The sequence below is a fragment of the Aequorivita xiaoshiensis genome, from assembly GCF_022008395.1.
Taxonomy (GTDB): domain Bacteria; phylum Bacteroidota; class Bacteroidia; order Flavobacteriales; family Flavobacteriaceae; genus Aequorivita; species Aequorivita xiaoshiensis.
Window position 1 is genome coordinate 414,041 of record NZ_JAIRBB010000001.1, and the last position, 13,726, is coordinate 427,766.

At 34.6% G+C, this 13,726-nt stretch carries 12 protein-coding genes; 5 read left to right on the top strand and 7 right to left on the bottom strand.

The features are described from left to right. The first annotated feature begins 75 nt into the window (after positions 1 to 75). The 4 genes from K8344_RS01880 to K8344_RS01895 all read left to right on the top strand — a co-directional run bounded on the left by K8344_RS01880 (position 76) and on the right by K8344_RS01895 (position 4,814). Entirely contained in the window at positions 76 to 2,835 is a 2,760-nt protein-coding gene (locus tag K8344_RS01880; RefSeq protein WP_237606599.1) for a TonB-dependent receptor, read from the top strand. Positions 2,836 to 2,859: 24 nt separating this feature from the next. Then, the gene (locus K8344_RS01885; protein ID WP_237606600.1) at positions 2,860 to 4,245 is read left to right on the top strand and encodes a DUF5689 domain-containing protein; all 1,386 of its coding nucleotides are present in this window, start codon (positions 2,860 to 2,862) and stop codon (positions 4,243 to 4,245) included. Between the two features lie 80 nt (positions 4,246 to 4,325). Further along, a complete protein-coding gene (locus tag K8344_RS01890) occupies positions 4,326 to 4,526 on the top strand; it encodes a GNAT family N-acetyltransferase (RefSeq protein WP_237606601.1) in 201 nt (66 codons plus the stop codon). A 75-nt stretch (positions 4,527 to 4,601) separates the two neighbouring features. Next, positions 4,602 to 4,814, top strand: a complete 213-nt coding sequence (locus K8344_RS01895; protein ID WP_237606602.1) for a GNAT family N-acetyltransferase — start codon at positions 4,602 to 4,604, stop codon at positions 4,812 to 4,814. 70 nt (positions 4,815 to 4,884) lie between these two features. Here the strand turns inward: K8344_RS01895 and K8344_RS01900 are convergent, their stop codons facing one another. The 3 genes from K8344_RS01900 to K8344_RS01910 are packed head-to-tail and all read right to left on the bottom strand — an operon-like array spanning position 4,885 to position 9,703. Further along, a complete protein-coding gene (locus tag K8344_RS01900) occupies positions 4,885 to 6,777 on the bottom strand; it encodes an OmpA family protein (RefSeq protein ID WP_237606603.1) in 1,893 nt (630 codons plus the stop codon). A 22-nt stretch (positions 6,778 to 6,799) separates the two neighbouring features. Next, positions 6,800 to 7,717: a PorP/SprF family type IX secretion system membrane protein gene (locus K8344_RS01905; RefSeq protein ID WP_237606604.1), complete on the bottom strand. Its 918-nt coding sequence runs from the start codon at positions 7,715 to 7,717 to the stop codon at positions 6,800 to 6,802. A 39-nt stretch (positions 7,718 to 7,756) separates the two neighbouring features. Further along, positions 7,757 to 9,703, bottom strand: a complete 1,947-nt coding sequence (locus tag K8344_RS01910; RefSeq protein ID WP_237606606.1) for a gliding motility-associated C-terminal domain-containing protein — start codon at positions 9,701 to 9,703, stop codon at positions 7,757 to 7,759. 387 nt (positions 9,704 to 10,090) lie between these two features. Between K8344_RS01910 and hflX the strand changes: the two genes are divergently transcribed. Further along, on the top strand, positions 10,091 to 11,299 hold the full coding sequence (gene hflX / locus K8344_RS01915) for a GTPase HflX (RefSeq protein ID WP_237606607.1): 1,209 nt from the start codon (positions 10,091 to 10,093) through the stop codon (positions 11,297 to 11,299). A 93-nt stretch (positions 11,300 to 11,392) separates the two neighbouring features. Here hflX and K8344_RS01920 read toward each other — a convergent pair whose 3' ends face one another. The 4 genes from K8344_RS01920 to K8344_RS01935 all read right to left on the bottom strand — a co-directional run bounded on the left by K8344_RS01920 (position 11,393) and on the right by K8344_RS01935 (position 13,724). Then, positions 11,393 to 12,316 carry a DUF3078 domain-containing protein gene (locus K8344_RS01920; protein ID WP_237606608.1) on the bottom strand — a complete coding sequence of 308 codons (924 nt, stop codon included), beginning with the start codon at positions 12,314 to 12,316 and terminating at the stop codon, positions 11,393 to 11,395. A 113-nt stretch (positions 12,317 to 12,429) separates the two neighbouring features. Beyond that, complete coding sequence (locus K8344_RS01925) at positions 12,430 to 12,933, bottom strand: DUF2480 family protein (protein ID WP_237606609.1); 504 nt, start codon at positions 12,931 to 12,933, stop codon at positions 12,430 to 12,432. 37 nt (positions 12,934 to 12,970) lie between these two features. Beyond that, positions 12,971 to 13,294 carry an SUF system Fe-S cluster assembly protein gene (locus K8344_RS01930; protein ID WP_139854098.1) on the bottom strand — a complete coding sequence of 108 codons (324 nt, stop codon included), beginning with the start codon at positions 13,292 to 13,294 and terminating at the stop codon, positions 12,971 to 12,973. A 4-nt stretch (positions 13,295 to 13,298) separates the two neighbouring features. Beyond that, positions 13,299 to 13,724 carry a SufE family protein gene (locus K8344_RS01935; RefSeq protein ID WP_237606610.1) on the bottom strand — a complete coding sequence of 142 codons (426 nt, stop codon included), beginning with the start codon at positions 13,722 to 13,724 and terminating at the stop codon, positions 13,299 to 13,301. Positions 13,725 to 13,726: the final 2 nt, after the last annotated feature.

Genomic DNA, 13,726 nt, shown 5'->3' on the forward strand with positions numbered 1-13,726 from the left:
TGATAGTTATAAAATTAATTTATATTTGATTATTCAAACTAAGAGAAATAACCATGACAAATAAATTTAAGCAGGATGAAATATGTTTTTTTAACATTTTGTGTAACTTTATTTGCAGGGATTTTAGCCTATTCGCAAGACAATTCCATATCTGGAAAAGTTGTTGATACTTATTCTAGCGAACCGATATCTGAGGCTATAGTTAACATTCAGAACAGTGACTTTAGCACACTAACTAATTCAGCTGGAGAATTCAATTTTCTACAAAAAAATCTCCCAAAGGGAGAACAAATTATAAAAATTTCCAAACCTGGCTATAAAAGTATATACATTCCAATAATAATTCAAATTGATAGACCTATATATCTAAAAGCTATTCTTTTAGAAGTAGATCTAGATGCACTTGAATCTGAAATTGGAATAATAAGCTTGTCTGACGACCAATTAGACGAAGACGAAGGTACATCAGATAATATTTCAGGATTACTTCAAGCATCAAAAGATGTTTTTCTAAATGCGGCATCTTATGATTTTAGTACTACATTTTTCCGTCCAAGAGGCTATAGTTCAGAACACGGAAAGCTATTGATTAATGGTTTAGAAATGAATAAAATCTACAATGGAAGACCACAATGGAGCAATTGGGGCGGATTAAATGACGTACAACGCAATCAGATGTTTTCAATGGGAATGTCTGCAAACGAATATAACTTTGGACACCTTGCTGGGACAACAAACATTATAATGCGAGCGTCTCAATACAGGAAGGGAGGACGTATTTCCTACGCATCTAGTAACCGTAGTTACCGCGGGCGTATTATTGGTTCATATAACAGTGGTTTATCCAAAAAGGGCTGGGCATATTCTGTGCTAATAGCAAGACGCTTTGGCGACGAAGGTTATATAAATGGAACTTTGTACGATGCAAATTCATTTTTTGCCTCTGTAGAAAGACAGTTGAGTAAACATCACAGCTTGAATTTAACTGCTTTTTACACACCCAATAGACGCGGAAAATCTTCTCCGAACACCCAAGAGGTATATGATTTAAAAGGAACTAAGTATAATGCATATTGGGGAAAACAAAATGGTGAAATCCGCAATTCTAGAATCAGAGAAATCGAAGAACCTATTATAATGTTGAATCATTTCTGGAATATTTCTCCAAAAACAGAACTGAACACTAATATTGGTTATCAATTTGGAAAAACAGGAAATAGCCGCTTAGGGTATGACAATGTTCCTAACCCAGACCCAAGTTACTATAAAAATCTTCCAAGCTACTTTTTATCAGACCCTAACAATCCTGATTATGAAGGAGCTTATAGAGCCTATTCAAGCTTTGTAAACAATGGACAAGTTAACTGGTTTAATATGTATGAAACCAATATTCTTTACGGAGGAACATCCAGATATTATTTATATGAAGACAGAAATGATGATACACAGCTCTCAGCAAATACGATACTAAACTCTCGCCTATCCGATTACATTGAAATAAATGCTTCGTTTAATTATAGAAATTTAAAATCTAGCAACTTCGCCAGTATGAAGGATCTTTTAGGCGGTATTGAATATTTAGATGTGGATACATTTAATTCAGGCGATGCTGCGCAAAACGATTTAAATAATCCAAATCGACTAATTGGTGTAGGTGATAAATTTAAATACAACTATGAAATTGATGCTACAAAATACAATGGCTTCGTTCAAGCACAATTTTCCTATTCATCAGTAGACTTTTATGTCGCAGCTAAAGCAGGGAAAACCAATTATCAACGAAACGGTCTATATCGAAACGGTTCCTATCCTGATACAAATGAATCTCTTGGAAAAAGCAAAAAGTTAAATTTTACAACTTATGGGGCTAAGGCTGGACTTACCTATAAACTAACTGCAAGGCACGCTCTCGAACTAAACACGGCTTATTTCACAAGTGCTCCTTCAATACGTAATTCATTTTCAAACTCACGCCAAAACAACAGTACTGTAATTGGGTTAACAGAAGAGAAAAACATAAATGTCGATGGCAATTATATATTGCGATTTCCATTTATAAAAGCACGTTTATCGGGATACTACACTTTAATGCAAGATGGCTCAGAGATTTCTTTTTATTATGCCGACGGGATTTCAGTCCCTGGGAGATCATCTACTACAGCTTTTGTGCAAGAAGTGCTTACTGGCGTAGAAAAGAAAAATATAGGAGCTGAATTAGGTATTGAAGCTCAAGTTACACCTACTATTAAATTAAAAGCCGCCGCCGCATATGGAGAAAATATCTATAATAGTAATCCGCATCTTTACATAACTTCTGATGACTTAGATGAACCCCGTTTTTTTGGCAAATCTTTTCTTAAAAATTATAAAATTGCCGGAGGACCTCAACAAGCTTATCAATTAGGTTTTGAATATCGCGATCCAAGATTTTGGTGGTTTGGAGCAACTGCTAATTATTTCAATCAGGCATATATCAATATATCTCCTCTTACTCGCACCGAAAATTTCTATTTAGATAATGACGGAATGCCCTTTAACGATTATGATCCAGAAAAAGCACGGCAATTACTAAAACAGGAAAAGTTTGACCCATATATGTTGGTGAATATTATAGGCGGTAAATCCTGGAGAGTTAAAGGGAAATACATCGGATTTTTTGCTGTTGTTTCTAATGTTCTAAATAAGCAGTATAAAACGGGAGGCTTTGAGCAAGGTAGAAATTCTAATTTTAGAACACTATCTGCAGACAACGCCAATGACACACCCGTATTTGGATCAAAATATTGGTATGGATACGGAACTACTTATTATTTAAATGCTTACATCCGATTTTGATTAAGAACCGTAATTTTTTTAATTATGAAAAATTTAAAAGACATAAAACTAATAGGCCTTTTATTCCTTTTAGGCATAATAGGCACCTCCTGTGTACAAGACGATGAGTATAATGTGCCTGAAATAAATGTTGAAGAGCCGAATGTAGATGTAAATACCACTATTGAAACTATCAAACGAATTTATCGAGGATACGAACCAAAAGTTATTGAAGCTGGTGAAGGTTCTACACGAGAATTATACTTAGCGGCATATGTTATCTCAAGTGATGAAACCGGTAACTTCTATAAGTCATTAGTTATTCAAGATTCACCTGAAAATCCAAGTGCAGGAGTGGCAATTTCTACTGAAACAACAAATTTATATACAAAATATGAACCTGGACGAAAGATATATTTTCGTGTTGATGGCTTGTATATCGGTGAATATGCGGGACTACCCACGATTGGGATTCTTGATGGAGATGAAGTAGGACGAATAAATGTTGAAGACTTTGAAGAAAGAATTTTGCGTTCTACTGAGAAAGTTGAAATTCAACCGCAGACAATTACCATTTCACAGGCAAATGACAATGATACAAACGAAATATTTCTCAACACCTTAGTAAAATTTGAAAATGTTCAATTTCCGGAAGGCCTTGCCGGAATTGCGCATTACGGAAATCCAGGAAATACCTATAGTGTAAACAGACAGTTAGAAAATTGTGATGAAAAAACTATAGTGCTAAGAACTAGCGGATATTCCGATTTTAAAGGATTATTGCTCCCCGAAGGAAACGGAGAAATAACTGCTGTATTAAGTCGGTTTAATAGTGATGTACAACTATTTATCCGCGATATTGATGATGTGAATATGAATGATGAAAGGTGTAATTTAAGCGGAAATGGAGAAGTACTTGAATTACCTTTTTTTCAAGACTTTGAAAGTCACAACTCGGGTGAGGGAATTCCTTTAGACATTGAGGGTTGGACAAATGTAAATGTAAATGACGGAACGAGAGTATTTGAAGTAATGGAGTTTAATTCCAATAATTATGTGCAAACTTCTGCATATAATTCTGGTGAAAGCCCATACGAAGTTTGGCTGGTAACACCTGGTATACGATTACCAAGCGATTCGTCTCCTATTCTAACTGTCGACACCAATGACGGCTTTTATAATGGAGAAGCATTGACTATAAAAATAGCCACAGACTTCCATGGGGATGTTTTAACCGCAGAATGGACGAGCTTGGATGCAGATATATCTACTGGAAATTCCAATGGCTACGGCTCGGAATTTACGCCTTCTGGAAATATTGATCTTTCGACATATGCAGGAGAAATAGTATATATTGGATTTCAATATTTAGGGGCGTCAAATGGTATAACAACCACCTATCAAATAGATAATATTTCTGTAATTGAATAAATCTAAAAGAAGAAATCGAATAAAGAAAGGCTAAATTTTATAACTATAAGTTTATACTATCCATTTAACCGCATCTTTCTATGATTTCCGAAAGATTGATCCTTAACCATTACTCCTTCAGTGATTTTAAAGATTACTTTCAATTGGGGAGTGATATCGATGTAATGAAAATGGTTGCTGGTCGTATAAATGAAGAATGTGAAGCTCGAGAAAGGTTTGAGAATATGTTAAATGATAATGTAGAAAATTTAATTTTCGAGAAGTTTAAAGTAACTCTATAAGGTGATAGAAGTTTTGTAGGGCATGTAGAACCCGAGATGACAGAGAAAAATGAAGCAGAAATAGGATAATTGCTAATGCCTGAATTTTGGGGCAAAGGTTATGGTTCTGAAATTGCTCACTGCATGGTAAGCCTGAGCAAGCACATTATGGTTATTCACACATTAATCGCAATTATAAATCCTGAAAATGTAGCATCGCATAAACTCTTGATATATCAAGAATTCGCATGGGATTACGTTAGCAATTTTCATGGTTTGCTTGCTGCATACTTTAAATTGAAAATATAAAAAAGCCCTTACAATTAAATACTGTAAGGGCTTTTAAATTGGTTGGTTATTGATGTAAGCTAACTAAAAGTTATCTTTTTTGGATAATGAATTCAGAACGTCTATTTTGTTGATGCTCATCATTTGTACAATTACCACCACAATCTACAGCTGGTCTACTTTCACCGAAGCCTTCTCCACTAATTCTGTCTTTAGAAATTCCTTTCGAAATTACATATTGTACAGTACTCTTAGCTCTTCTATCAGAAAGCTTTAAGTTGTATGCAGCGCTTCCACGGTTATCAGTATGTCCTTCAACCTTAATAACCATGTTTTCGTTTTTCTTCATCAACTCAACGAGCTTATCAAGTTCGAAAGCAGCTTGTGGTTTTATATTGTGTCTATCGAAATCGAAATAAATAGTATTAAGTTTCACAATGTTTCCTTCAACTATTTCATCGATAGGGCGAAGTGCAATTGTAATGTTCTCTTCACCTTCATTAAATCTAGCTACGGTTTCAGCATTGCTTTCATATCCTTCTTTAAATACTTGAACAACGTGATCTTGATCACAAACAACTAATACTTCACTGTTACCATCAGCATCTGTGTTTTGACTCTTCAATTTATTTTCACGGTTATCGTAAAGATCAATTCTAGCATCAGAGATAGGTTCATTTGTAGAAGCATCTACCACTAAAACGTTTATAGGTAAATCGCAAGATTCAATTTTCTTAATTTTATAGATATCGTCGCTTCCTTTTCCTCCTGCACGGTTGGAAGACACAAATCCTTCTTCAGTTTCAGGGTTAAAAGAAAAAGCAAAATCATCGCTACTACTGTTAATACCTAAGCCTAAATTTTTAACTTCTCCAAAACCATTTCCTTTAGCTGGAGCAGAAAACACATCTAATCCTCCAATACCTAAATGAGCATCACTTGAAAAATATAGAGTACCATTCGCATCCACGAAAGGGAAAACCTCTCTACCTTCAGTATTAATACCTTCACCTAAGTTTTCAGGTTCACCAAAAGTTCCATCTTCATTGATAGCTACTTTATACAAATCAGCATTCCCCATTCCACCTGGTCGGTCGCTTGAGAAATATAGCGTTTTACCATCAGGACTAATTGCTGGATGACTAGAAGAAAATTCTTTACTATTAAATGGCGCAGACTGAATATTCCCCCATTCGCCATTTACTTTTTCAGCGTAAAAGATGTTTAATTCATTAATCCCTTGTTCACTTTTTTTGTATTTCCCATTGAAATAATCATTTCTATCAAAATACATACGTGTACCATCAGGAGTAATGGCTACAGAACTTTCGTGAAATCTAGTATTTATTTCATCGTTTAAAAGTTTCGCATTTTTTACAACATCATTATCAATAGTTGCTTTATATAAATCTAAGAATGGTTCATCATTTAAATCATAATTCTTGCGAAGTATATTTCTACTCGATGAAAAATAAAGTTCATTATCCACAACGGTCCCACCAAATTCTGAATATCTTGTATTTATCTCTTCCAAATTTATAGCTTCAAACTTTTGGTTTTTTTCATCTGCAATACGAGGAAGGTAATTTGGGTTTTGCATAAAGGCAATTGCACGAGAATCTTGAGGTCTCAGCTTTGCATATTCCTTCATATATTTATTGTATTCTGAAAACTTTCCATTGGCCTTAAGAACTTGAGCATAATTATATACAGACTCTGGATCTGCATCAAGTCTTTTGACAACTCTTTTGTAGAACAATTCAGCATTCTTAGTGTCATTAATATTGTAATAACTATTTGCTAAACGCTCTAATACGTAAGTGCTTTCATCACCTCTTTTTACAAGTCGGTTATACTCATCTATGGCGTCGTTATACTGTAGCCTTTCGTAAAAATCGTCGGCTGTCTTGGTTTTAAAATTCTGGGCAGTAAGCGTCGAGGTACTTACAGCCATTAATAAAAATATTATATATATATTTTTCATATTAAATGAAATTAGTTAGTTATTAGAAGAATCTAGGTGAACGTAAAACTTTCGGTTTTAAATTAAGATCGAATGATAGTATAAGCTCGTGAGAAGCTGGTCCTACAATTTTTAGATCAGAAGTTACGTGATCGTATGCATATCCAAAGCGAAGATCAGGCGTGATATTTACTCCAAATAATGCACTAAAAGAATCATCTACTCTGTAAGACCCACCAATTTCAATCATGTCGAAGAACAAAAAGTTCAGGTTGGCATCCCATGAAATAGGAGCATCAAATGCAGACTTCACCATTACAGAAGGCTTAAGTTTGAAAGCTTCTGAAACTTGGAATACATAACCTGCTGTTGCAAAAAAGTGATTTGTTTCAGATCCGTATTTGATTCCATTTTCATCTAAATGAACAGATTTCATTAAGTTAGGTACTGAAAGACCAACATAAAAATTTTCTCCATATAAGAATGCTCCTGCACCAAAATTAGGATAAGTATTATTTATATTTTCCGAAAACATTGGATCGTCTGGGTGCTGTAGTTCTAAACTTGAAAGACCTACATCGTGAAAAGTTCCACCAGCCTTAAGACCAAGTGCTAAATTTAATGTATTTCCTAAATGTAGCGTATAAGAAATGTCTGCGTAAACATTGGTTTCTTTTACGGGTCCAATTTCATCTCTAATTGCGGAAAGCCCTAATCCAATATTTCTTGCAATTGGACTATGTCCAGAAAATGTAAAAGAAACTGGGTTCCCTTCTAATCCATGCCATTGATTTCTATACAAGGCCGTAAGCGATAAGCTTTCTTTAGAACCTGCATATGCGGGGTTAACCACGTTCATATTGTACATGTACTGCGTATATTGAGGATCTTGCTGTGCTTGTGATTCTTGCAACAGCAATACCGTCATAAGTACTGTTAAGATATATATATGTTTTTTCATTTTTATCTATTTGGTAGTTAAAAAGTATTTAGTAGAATTTTAGTTCGCTTTTTTGTTTAGATAAATCCAGCCTGTAGCTTGTTCTCCATAAACAGCGTCATTTCCAGCAAGGTCAATTACATAGAAGTATGTTCCAGTTGGAAGTTCATCTCCATCGGTAGTCTGACCTTCCCATTGATTTGTATAATTATCTTGCTCATAAACTAAAGTACCAAATCTGTTAAAAATTTGAATCTTTCTAATTCCAGTTCTATCATTTAAGAAATTCAAATCAAGGATGTCGTTATATCCATCTCCATTTGGCGAAATTCCTTCGGAAATAATACAATTTGTAATTGGATATAAGGTTAAATCAACAGAGTCTTCTGCAGTACACTGGTCGTTAGAAACTAATACAGTATATGTTTGAGTACCCATTGTTCCTTGTTCAATTACAACTTCAAGAGTATTATTAGTTTCTCCTTCAAGAAGCGTTGAGTTTAAATACCACTGGTAAGTTACACCTTCCACATCAGTGTTTGCTGTAAGAATTGTTGTTTGGTTCGCACAAATTTGGAAATCTGCACCTAAATCTACAGTTGGAGACGCAAGTACCATCATTTCAATTGTAAAAGATGTATCGCCACAAGGGTAACCAATATTTACCGTATAAGTCCCAGCTGCTGAAGGTGAAAAAATAGCCTCTGTAGAAAGAACATTATTGTCTTGATCAACCCATTCATAAGTAACTAACGAAAGATCGATGTCTGTATTAGTAGGAGTGGCGTCAAATACTGGAAACTCTTCAACATCACATATGTCTACTGAAGATGGTAAATCTGTAGTTATTTCAACAGTTTCTTCAACCTTAAGTTCCACTTCAGAAGTTGCATAACATACCGTTGAAACATTACTCTCAACTCTAGCATATATAGTTTGAGGGTTAGTGACGTTCGTATAAGGCGATGTTAAAGGTGCTTCTCCGGCGTCAGCATTAGCTTGAGTAAGGTAATACGTTACCGTAAACTCATCAGGGTCCTGGTTCCCTAGAACTCTTGAAGAATTTCCATCAAGATCAAAGGCTTCAAAACCATCATTGGATGAATCGTCACATGCAATTATATCAATTGTTTCAGCTGTAACTATAGGACCGAAGGATACATTTACGATATCTTCAACAGGAGAGTTACATTCAGTTCCATTTGCAATTACCTTGTATTCACCTGATTCAGTTGCAAGGTATTCACTTGAAGTTTCACCTACGATTAAAACATCATTTAAATACCACTCATAAGTTTCTACTGGACCAGAAATTGTAGTGGTTAAAAGAACTTCGTCTTCACCGCATAAATTTTGATCTCCTTCATTAATTGTAACTGAACAATCAAAAACGATATCGCAATTTGTACTTCCGTCTCCTCCTATTTGGCCTAATTTAATGTAACCTGGACTACGATTGAAATTAGTAATTACTAATACGTAAATTTCTCCAGTTTGTGCATTTGGAATGGTAAAGTTTTCAATTGGCTGGGCCGAATAACTACAAGCAACTTCATTGAAAGATTGTAGCTGAGTATAATCACAAAGATCATCTCCTGGCTGGAAAGGTCCCCAAGCAATAAAATCCACATCTAATCCCTGTCCAATAGGATCTCCATTTGAATTAAATGCAGTATTTTGAACAATTTCAAAATCTAAGTTTCCAGGCTGGTCAATTTGTAAATAAAACCACGCTGGGTAAGGTTGTGAAAACAAACATCCGTAATCTGGCCCTGCTTCTGCCGTAGCATTACAGTTAGGATCTTGGTCATTACAATTTGCAAAGATAAGTGCGTCATTTCCTGCACAAAAAGGCTGAATATCGGCACAAGTTCCTCCCCCTTGGGCAAAAACTGATGTAGATGATAGCATCAATAAAAAGAAAGATACTATAGGTACGATAGTTTTAAGATTGACTTTAAAATAGTGTTGACAATCCCAAAAACTGTTAGGTAATTTTATCTCCATAAAATTTAGTGTTGGTGATGATTAATTAATAATTTGATTTTACTTAATTTTTCAGTTGGGAAATATACAAAATTAAGAGTTTATGTTCTTGTTAAAAAAGAGTTATATTCTTAAATCCAATTAACAAAATTCATTGATTATTAAAGAGATATGTTAGTTTATTTATAATCTTTCACTCATTCAATATAAATTAATTAATAATTATGCCAATTACTGTTTTATCGTTACATATCTAATAATCAATAATTAATTGTCTATTTTGTAAAATATTACTGAAAATATGAATGGTTTGTGTTAATTGCATCTAAAGTATAAAAATCTCTTGCCAAGTGTTTTGTACATTTGTTATAATATACAGCAACAAATTACAGCATCTATTAGAATAATATGATTGAACAAACTGATATCTCATACGAGAAAACAATATTAATAGGATTAATAACTAAATTTCAAGACGAAGTAAAGTCTGAAGAATATTTAGACGAGTTACAATTTTTGGCTTATACGGCAGGTGGTGAAGTTTTAAAGCGCTTTACTCAAAAAATGGACGTTCCTAACCCAAAAACATTTATAGGTACCGGAAAGCTAGATGAAGTTAAGAACTTCGTAATTGAAAATGAAGTTGGCGTAGCTATTTTTGATGACGAACTCACCCCAGCCCAGCAAAAAAACATTGAAAAAATACTTCAGTGTAAAATTATAGACAGAACCAACCTTATTCTTGATATTTTCGCGCAAAGAGCGCAAACTAGCTATGCACGCACACAAGTAGAACTTGCACAATACGAATATCTTTTACCTCGATTAGCAGGGATGTGGACTCACTTGGAACGTCAACGTGGGGGAATTGGAATGCGTGGTCCTGGAGAAACAGAAATAGAAACGGATAGACGTATAGTTCGAGATCGAATATCTTTACTTAAAGACAAATTAAAAAAAATAGATCGCCAGATGGAAGTGCAACGCGGAAATCGAGGTTCACTAGTGCGTGTAGCTTTGGTTGGGTATACGAACGTAGGGAAATCCACCTTGATGAACGTAATTAGTAAAAGTGATGTTTTTGCAGAAAACAAACTCTTTGCAACCCTGGATACAACAGTAAGAAAGGTTGTAATAGGCAACCTGCCATTTCTTTTAACCGATACTGTTGGTTTTATTAGAAAGTTACCTACACAACTAGTAGAGTCTTTTAAAAGCACCTTGGACGAAGTGCGGGAGGCTGATTTATTGCTGCATGTTGTAGATATTAGTCACCCATCTTTTGAGCACCATATTGATTCTGTTGAAAAAATTCTAGAGGAAATTGGCAGCGCCGATAAGCCCACTATTATGGTTTTTAATAAAATCGATGCATACGAGCCAGAAGAAATTGAAGAAGACGATTTAATTACCGAAAAAACCAAAGCACATTATACTTTGGAAGAATGGAGACATACTTGGATGGCAAAACTCAATGGAGATGCCATTTTTATTTCAGCATTAAACAAAGAAAACTTTGATGAATTCCGAAAGTTGGTATACGACAAGGTAAGAGAAATTCACACCACTCGTTTTCCTTACAACACTTTCCTATACGACGAATATACAGAGGAGTAGGAATAAAAAAAGACCTGTCAGAAATTAAATTTTTCTGACAGGTCTTTTTAATTTAAGGCCTTTCTTGCAAAGGACTTATAGATAAATTTTTATTTAGAATCCGTAAGTAACTCCTACTCCAATTGCTTCACGAATTTGGAATCCTTGAGCGGCGTTATCATCATAAATAGCCTGGAAAGTAGCGTTAGCTGATATATATTCATTTACTTTAAACAATAAATTCATAGTATAATCAACGTCAACATTTTGTGGATCTTCTAAGTAGTTTGAGTAAAGAGCCAATAAGTTTTCCATAGACACGTTTTCCATCAAATCAAGTTTTGCATAAGCAGAAACTGAAGCGCCAAATTCAAAACGGGTTGTTTCGTTAGCTTCAACCCCAAAATATGGGTTTTCATTAAATGCTGCGATAGCTATTGGGTTGTTCCCAACATTTGTAAAATCTTTATTTACAAAAATTAACCGTGCAGTTGCAGGCGCTATATTTACATACAGATTATTGTTCTTTTTCCACATAATACCAGGACCAAATTGTAAGTAACCTGGAGACATAAATTTAGAAACTTCAGTACGGTATCCTTCATCACCCGGGTTTAGGTCGGTATTATACTCATAACCAGAACCAAATTGAGTTTTAAAGTTTAAGAAGAATGAATAATACCAGTTACTTTCTTTTACTTGTCTACCTAAGATTGAGTTTAACTCAAGACGATCATTAGTTTTACGCGCATACTTGTCGTCCTTGTTTTTAGTCATACCGTATTCTGCAATAATACGGTTGTTCCAGCTAAGCTTATCGTGCTTATAGTTGAAATCGTAATTTAACCCAAGATTTCCTGCAATATTTGAAGTTCCCCCACCAGTCCACTCGTGGTTGAAGGCAGCTTGGTTAAACAATAAAGAAATGTTTCCTGATCTTGACCAGCCATTTGGGATAGTATCCTCTTTGGTTACATTTTGAGCAACTAGTGCAAGGGGCGCACATAAAACTGCTGCAAGTAGTAAAATTTTTTTCATGAATCTTAAATTTTTTATTTAAGACAAAAATAATTAGTCAATTACATATTGTGTAACAAATTAACAAAAAAGAGCGATTAAATTAAGAATCTGCTAATTATTTGTTAACAGAATTATTTTTTCTTAAATAGCGGGACCGAAGAACAGGCTTCGCCATACATAATACTCTTAGCTACAGGCTGAAGCTTTTGAGCTACTTGCACATAGGCATTTGGAGGTATTGGTTTACTTACACATCCTTTTATAATTACAGGTTTGTCTTTATATTCAGAAACGTCTAAATCCTTAAGAATTTCGGTGAATAGAACACTTTCTAACTCCTCTAAACTTCCTACGGAAACATTTTTTGCAAAAGGCGCTAAATGAAGAGAAATTAATAAGTACGCCCATCCTGGAATAATAGCATCTGTACTACAATAAAGGGCTACATATTTATTTTGATACTGACTCCAATCGTGCTCGTTGGCCTTCTTTCTAAATTCTTTTTCACGAAGTACAATGCCTTCTGTAAGCCAAATGGAAATATCAAAAACAAGTCTTTCACCTTGTGGATAAAATTCCTCAAGATCAAAGACCATAAGCTTACTATTCGCTACGCGATTTACAATTTCTTCCACAGAGAAAGTAATTAAAATGAATTATAAAACTTTTCTATTAAAGCATTCCGAGTTCTAACTTAGCCTCTTCACTCATAAGCTCTTGACTCCAAGGTGGGTCGAAAGTCATCTCAACCTCAGCATCTTTAACGTATTTTAACGACTTAACTTTATCTTCTACTTCCATTGGTAGGCTTTCTGCTACCGGACAATTAGGAGTTGTTAGGGTCATCAATATTTTTACTTCGTAATCTTCATTGATAAAAACGTCGTAAATAAGTCCTAATTCATATATATCAACCGGAATCTCTGGGTCATAAATGGTTTTAATAACAGCGATTACTTTTTCGCCGAGTTCAGCCATATCAATTTTTTCTTCCATTTGTTTAACTATTTGCTTGTGTTTGGTATGCTAATGCATACATTTTCATTTGTTTAATCATTGATACTAATCCATTAGCACGAGTTGGAGAAAGGTGTTCTTTCAATCCAATTTCGTCTATAAAATCAGTATCTGCATCAAGAATTGCTTGGGGCTCTTGGTTTGAAAACACGCGAACTAATACTGCAATTATCCCTTTTGTAATAATAGCGTCACTATCGGCAGTGAAAATTATTTTGTCGTTTTTCATTTCAGAGTTTAACCACACTTTACTTTGGCAACCCTTAATGAGCTTGTCGTCTGTTTTTAATTTTTCATCAATAAGTGGAAGAGATTTCCCTAAATCTATCATATACTCATAGCGCTGCATCCAGTCGTCAAACATTGAGAACTCATCTATCAACTCTTCTTGTATTGCTTCAATTGTCATAT

What these genes read in the sequence shown, in the direction of transcription:
- K8344_RS01935 (WP_237606610.1), bottom strand. Translation starts at nt 13,724, where the DNA reads ATGACAATTGAAGCAATACAAGAAGAGTTGATAGATGAGTTCTCAATG.
- K8344_RS01910 (WP_237606606.1), bottom strand. Translation starts at nt 9,703, where the DNA reads ATGGAGATAAAATTACCTAACAGTTTTTGGGATTGTCAACACTATTTT.
- K8344_RS01895 (WP_237606602.1), top strand. Translation starts at nt 4,602, where the DNA reads ATGCCTGAATTTTGGGGCAAAGGTTATGGTTCTGAAATTGCTCACTGC.
- K8344_RS01920 (WP_237606608.1), bottom strand. Translation starts at nt 12,316, where the DNA reads ATGAAAAAAATTTTACTACTTGCAGCAGTTTTATGTGCGCCCCTTGCA.
- K8344_RS01880 (WP_237606599.1), top strand. Translation starts at nt 76, where the DNA reads ATGAAATATGTTTTTTTAACATTTTGTGTAACTTTATTTGCAGGGATT.
- hflX (WP_237606607.1), top strand. Translation starts at nt 10,091, where the DNA reads ATGATTGAACAAACTGATATCTCATACGAGAAAACAATATTAATAGGA.
- K8344_RS01885 (WP_237606600.1), top strand. Translation starts at nt 2,860, where the DNA reads ATGAAAAATTTAAAAGACATAAAACTAATAGGCCTTTTATTCCTTTTA.
- K8344_RS01930 (WP_139854098.1), bottom strand. Translation starts at nt 13,294, where the DNA reads ATGGAAGAAAAAATTGATATGGCTGAACTCGGCGAAAAAGTAATCGCT.
- K8344_RS01900 (WP_237606603.1), bottom strand. Translation starts at nt 6,777, where the DNA reads ATGAAAAATATATATATAATATTTTTATTAATGGCTGTAAGTACCTCG.
- K8344_RS01890 (WP_237606601.1), top strand. Translation starts at nt 4,326, where the DNA reads ATGATTTCCGAAAGATTGATCCTTAACCATTACTCCTTCAGTGATTTT.
- K8344_RS01905 (WP_237606604.1), bottom strand. Translation starts at nt 7,717, where the DNA reads ATGAAAAAACATATATATATCTTAACAGTACTTATGACGGTATTGCTG.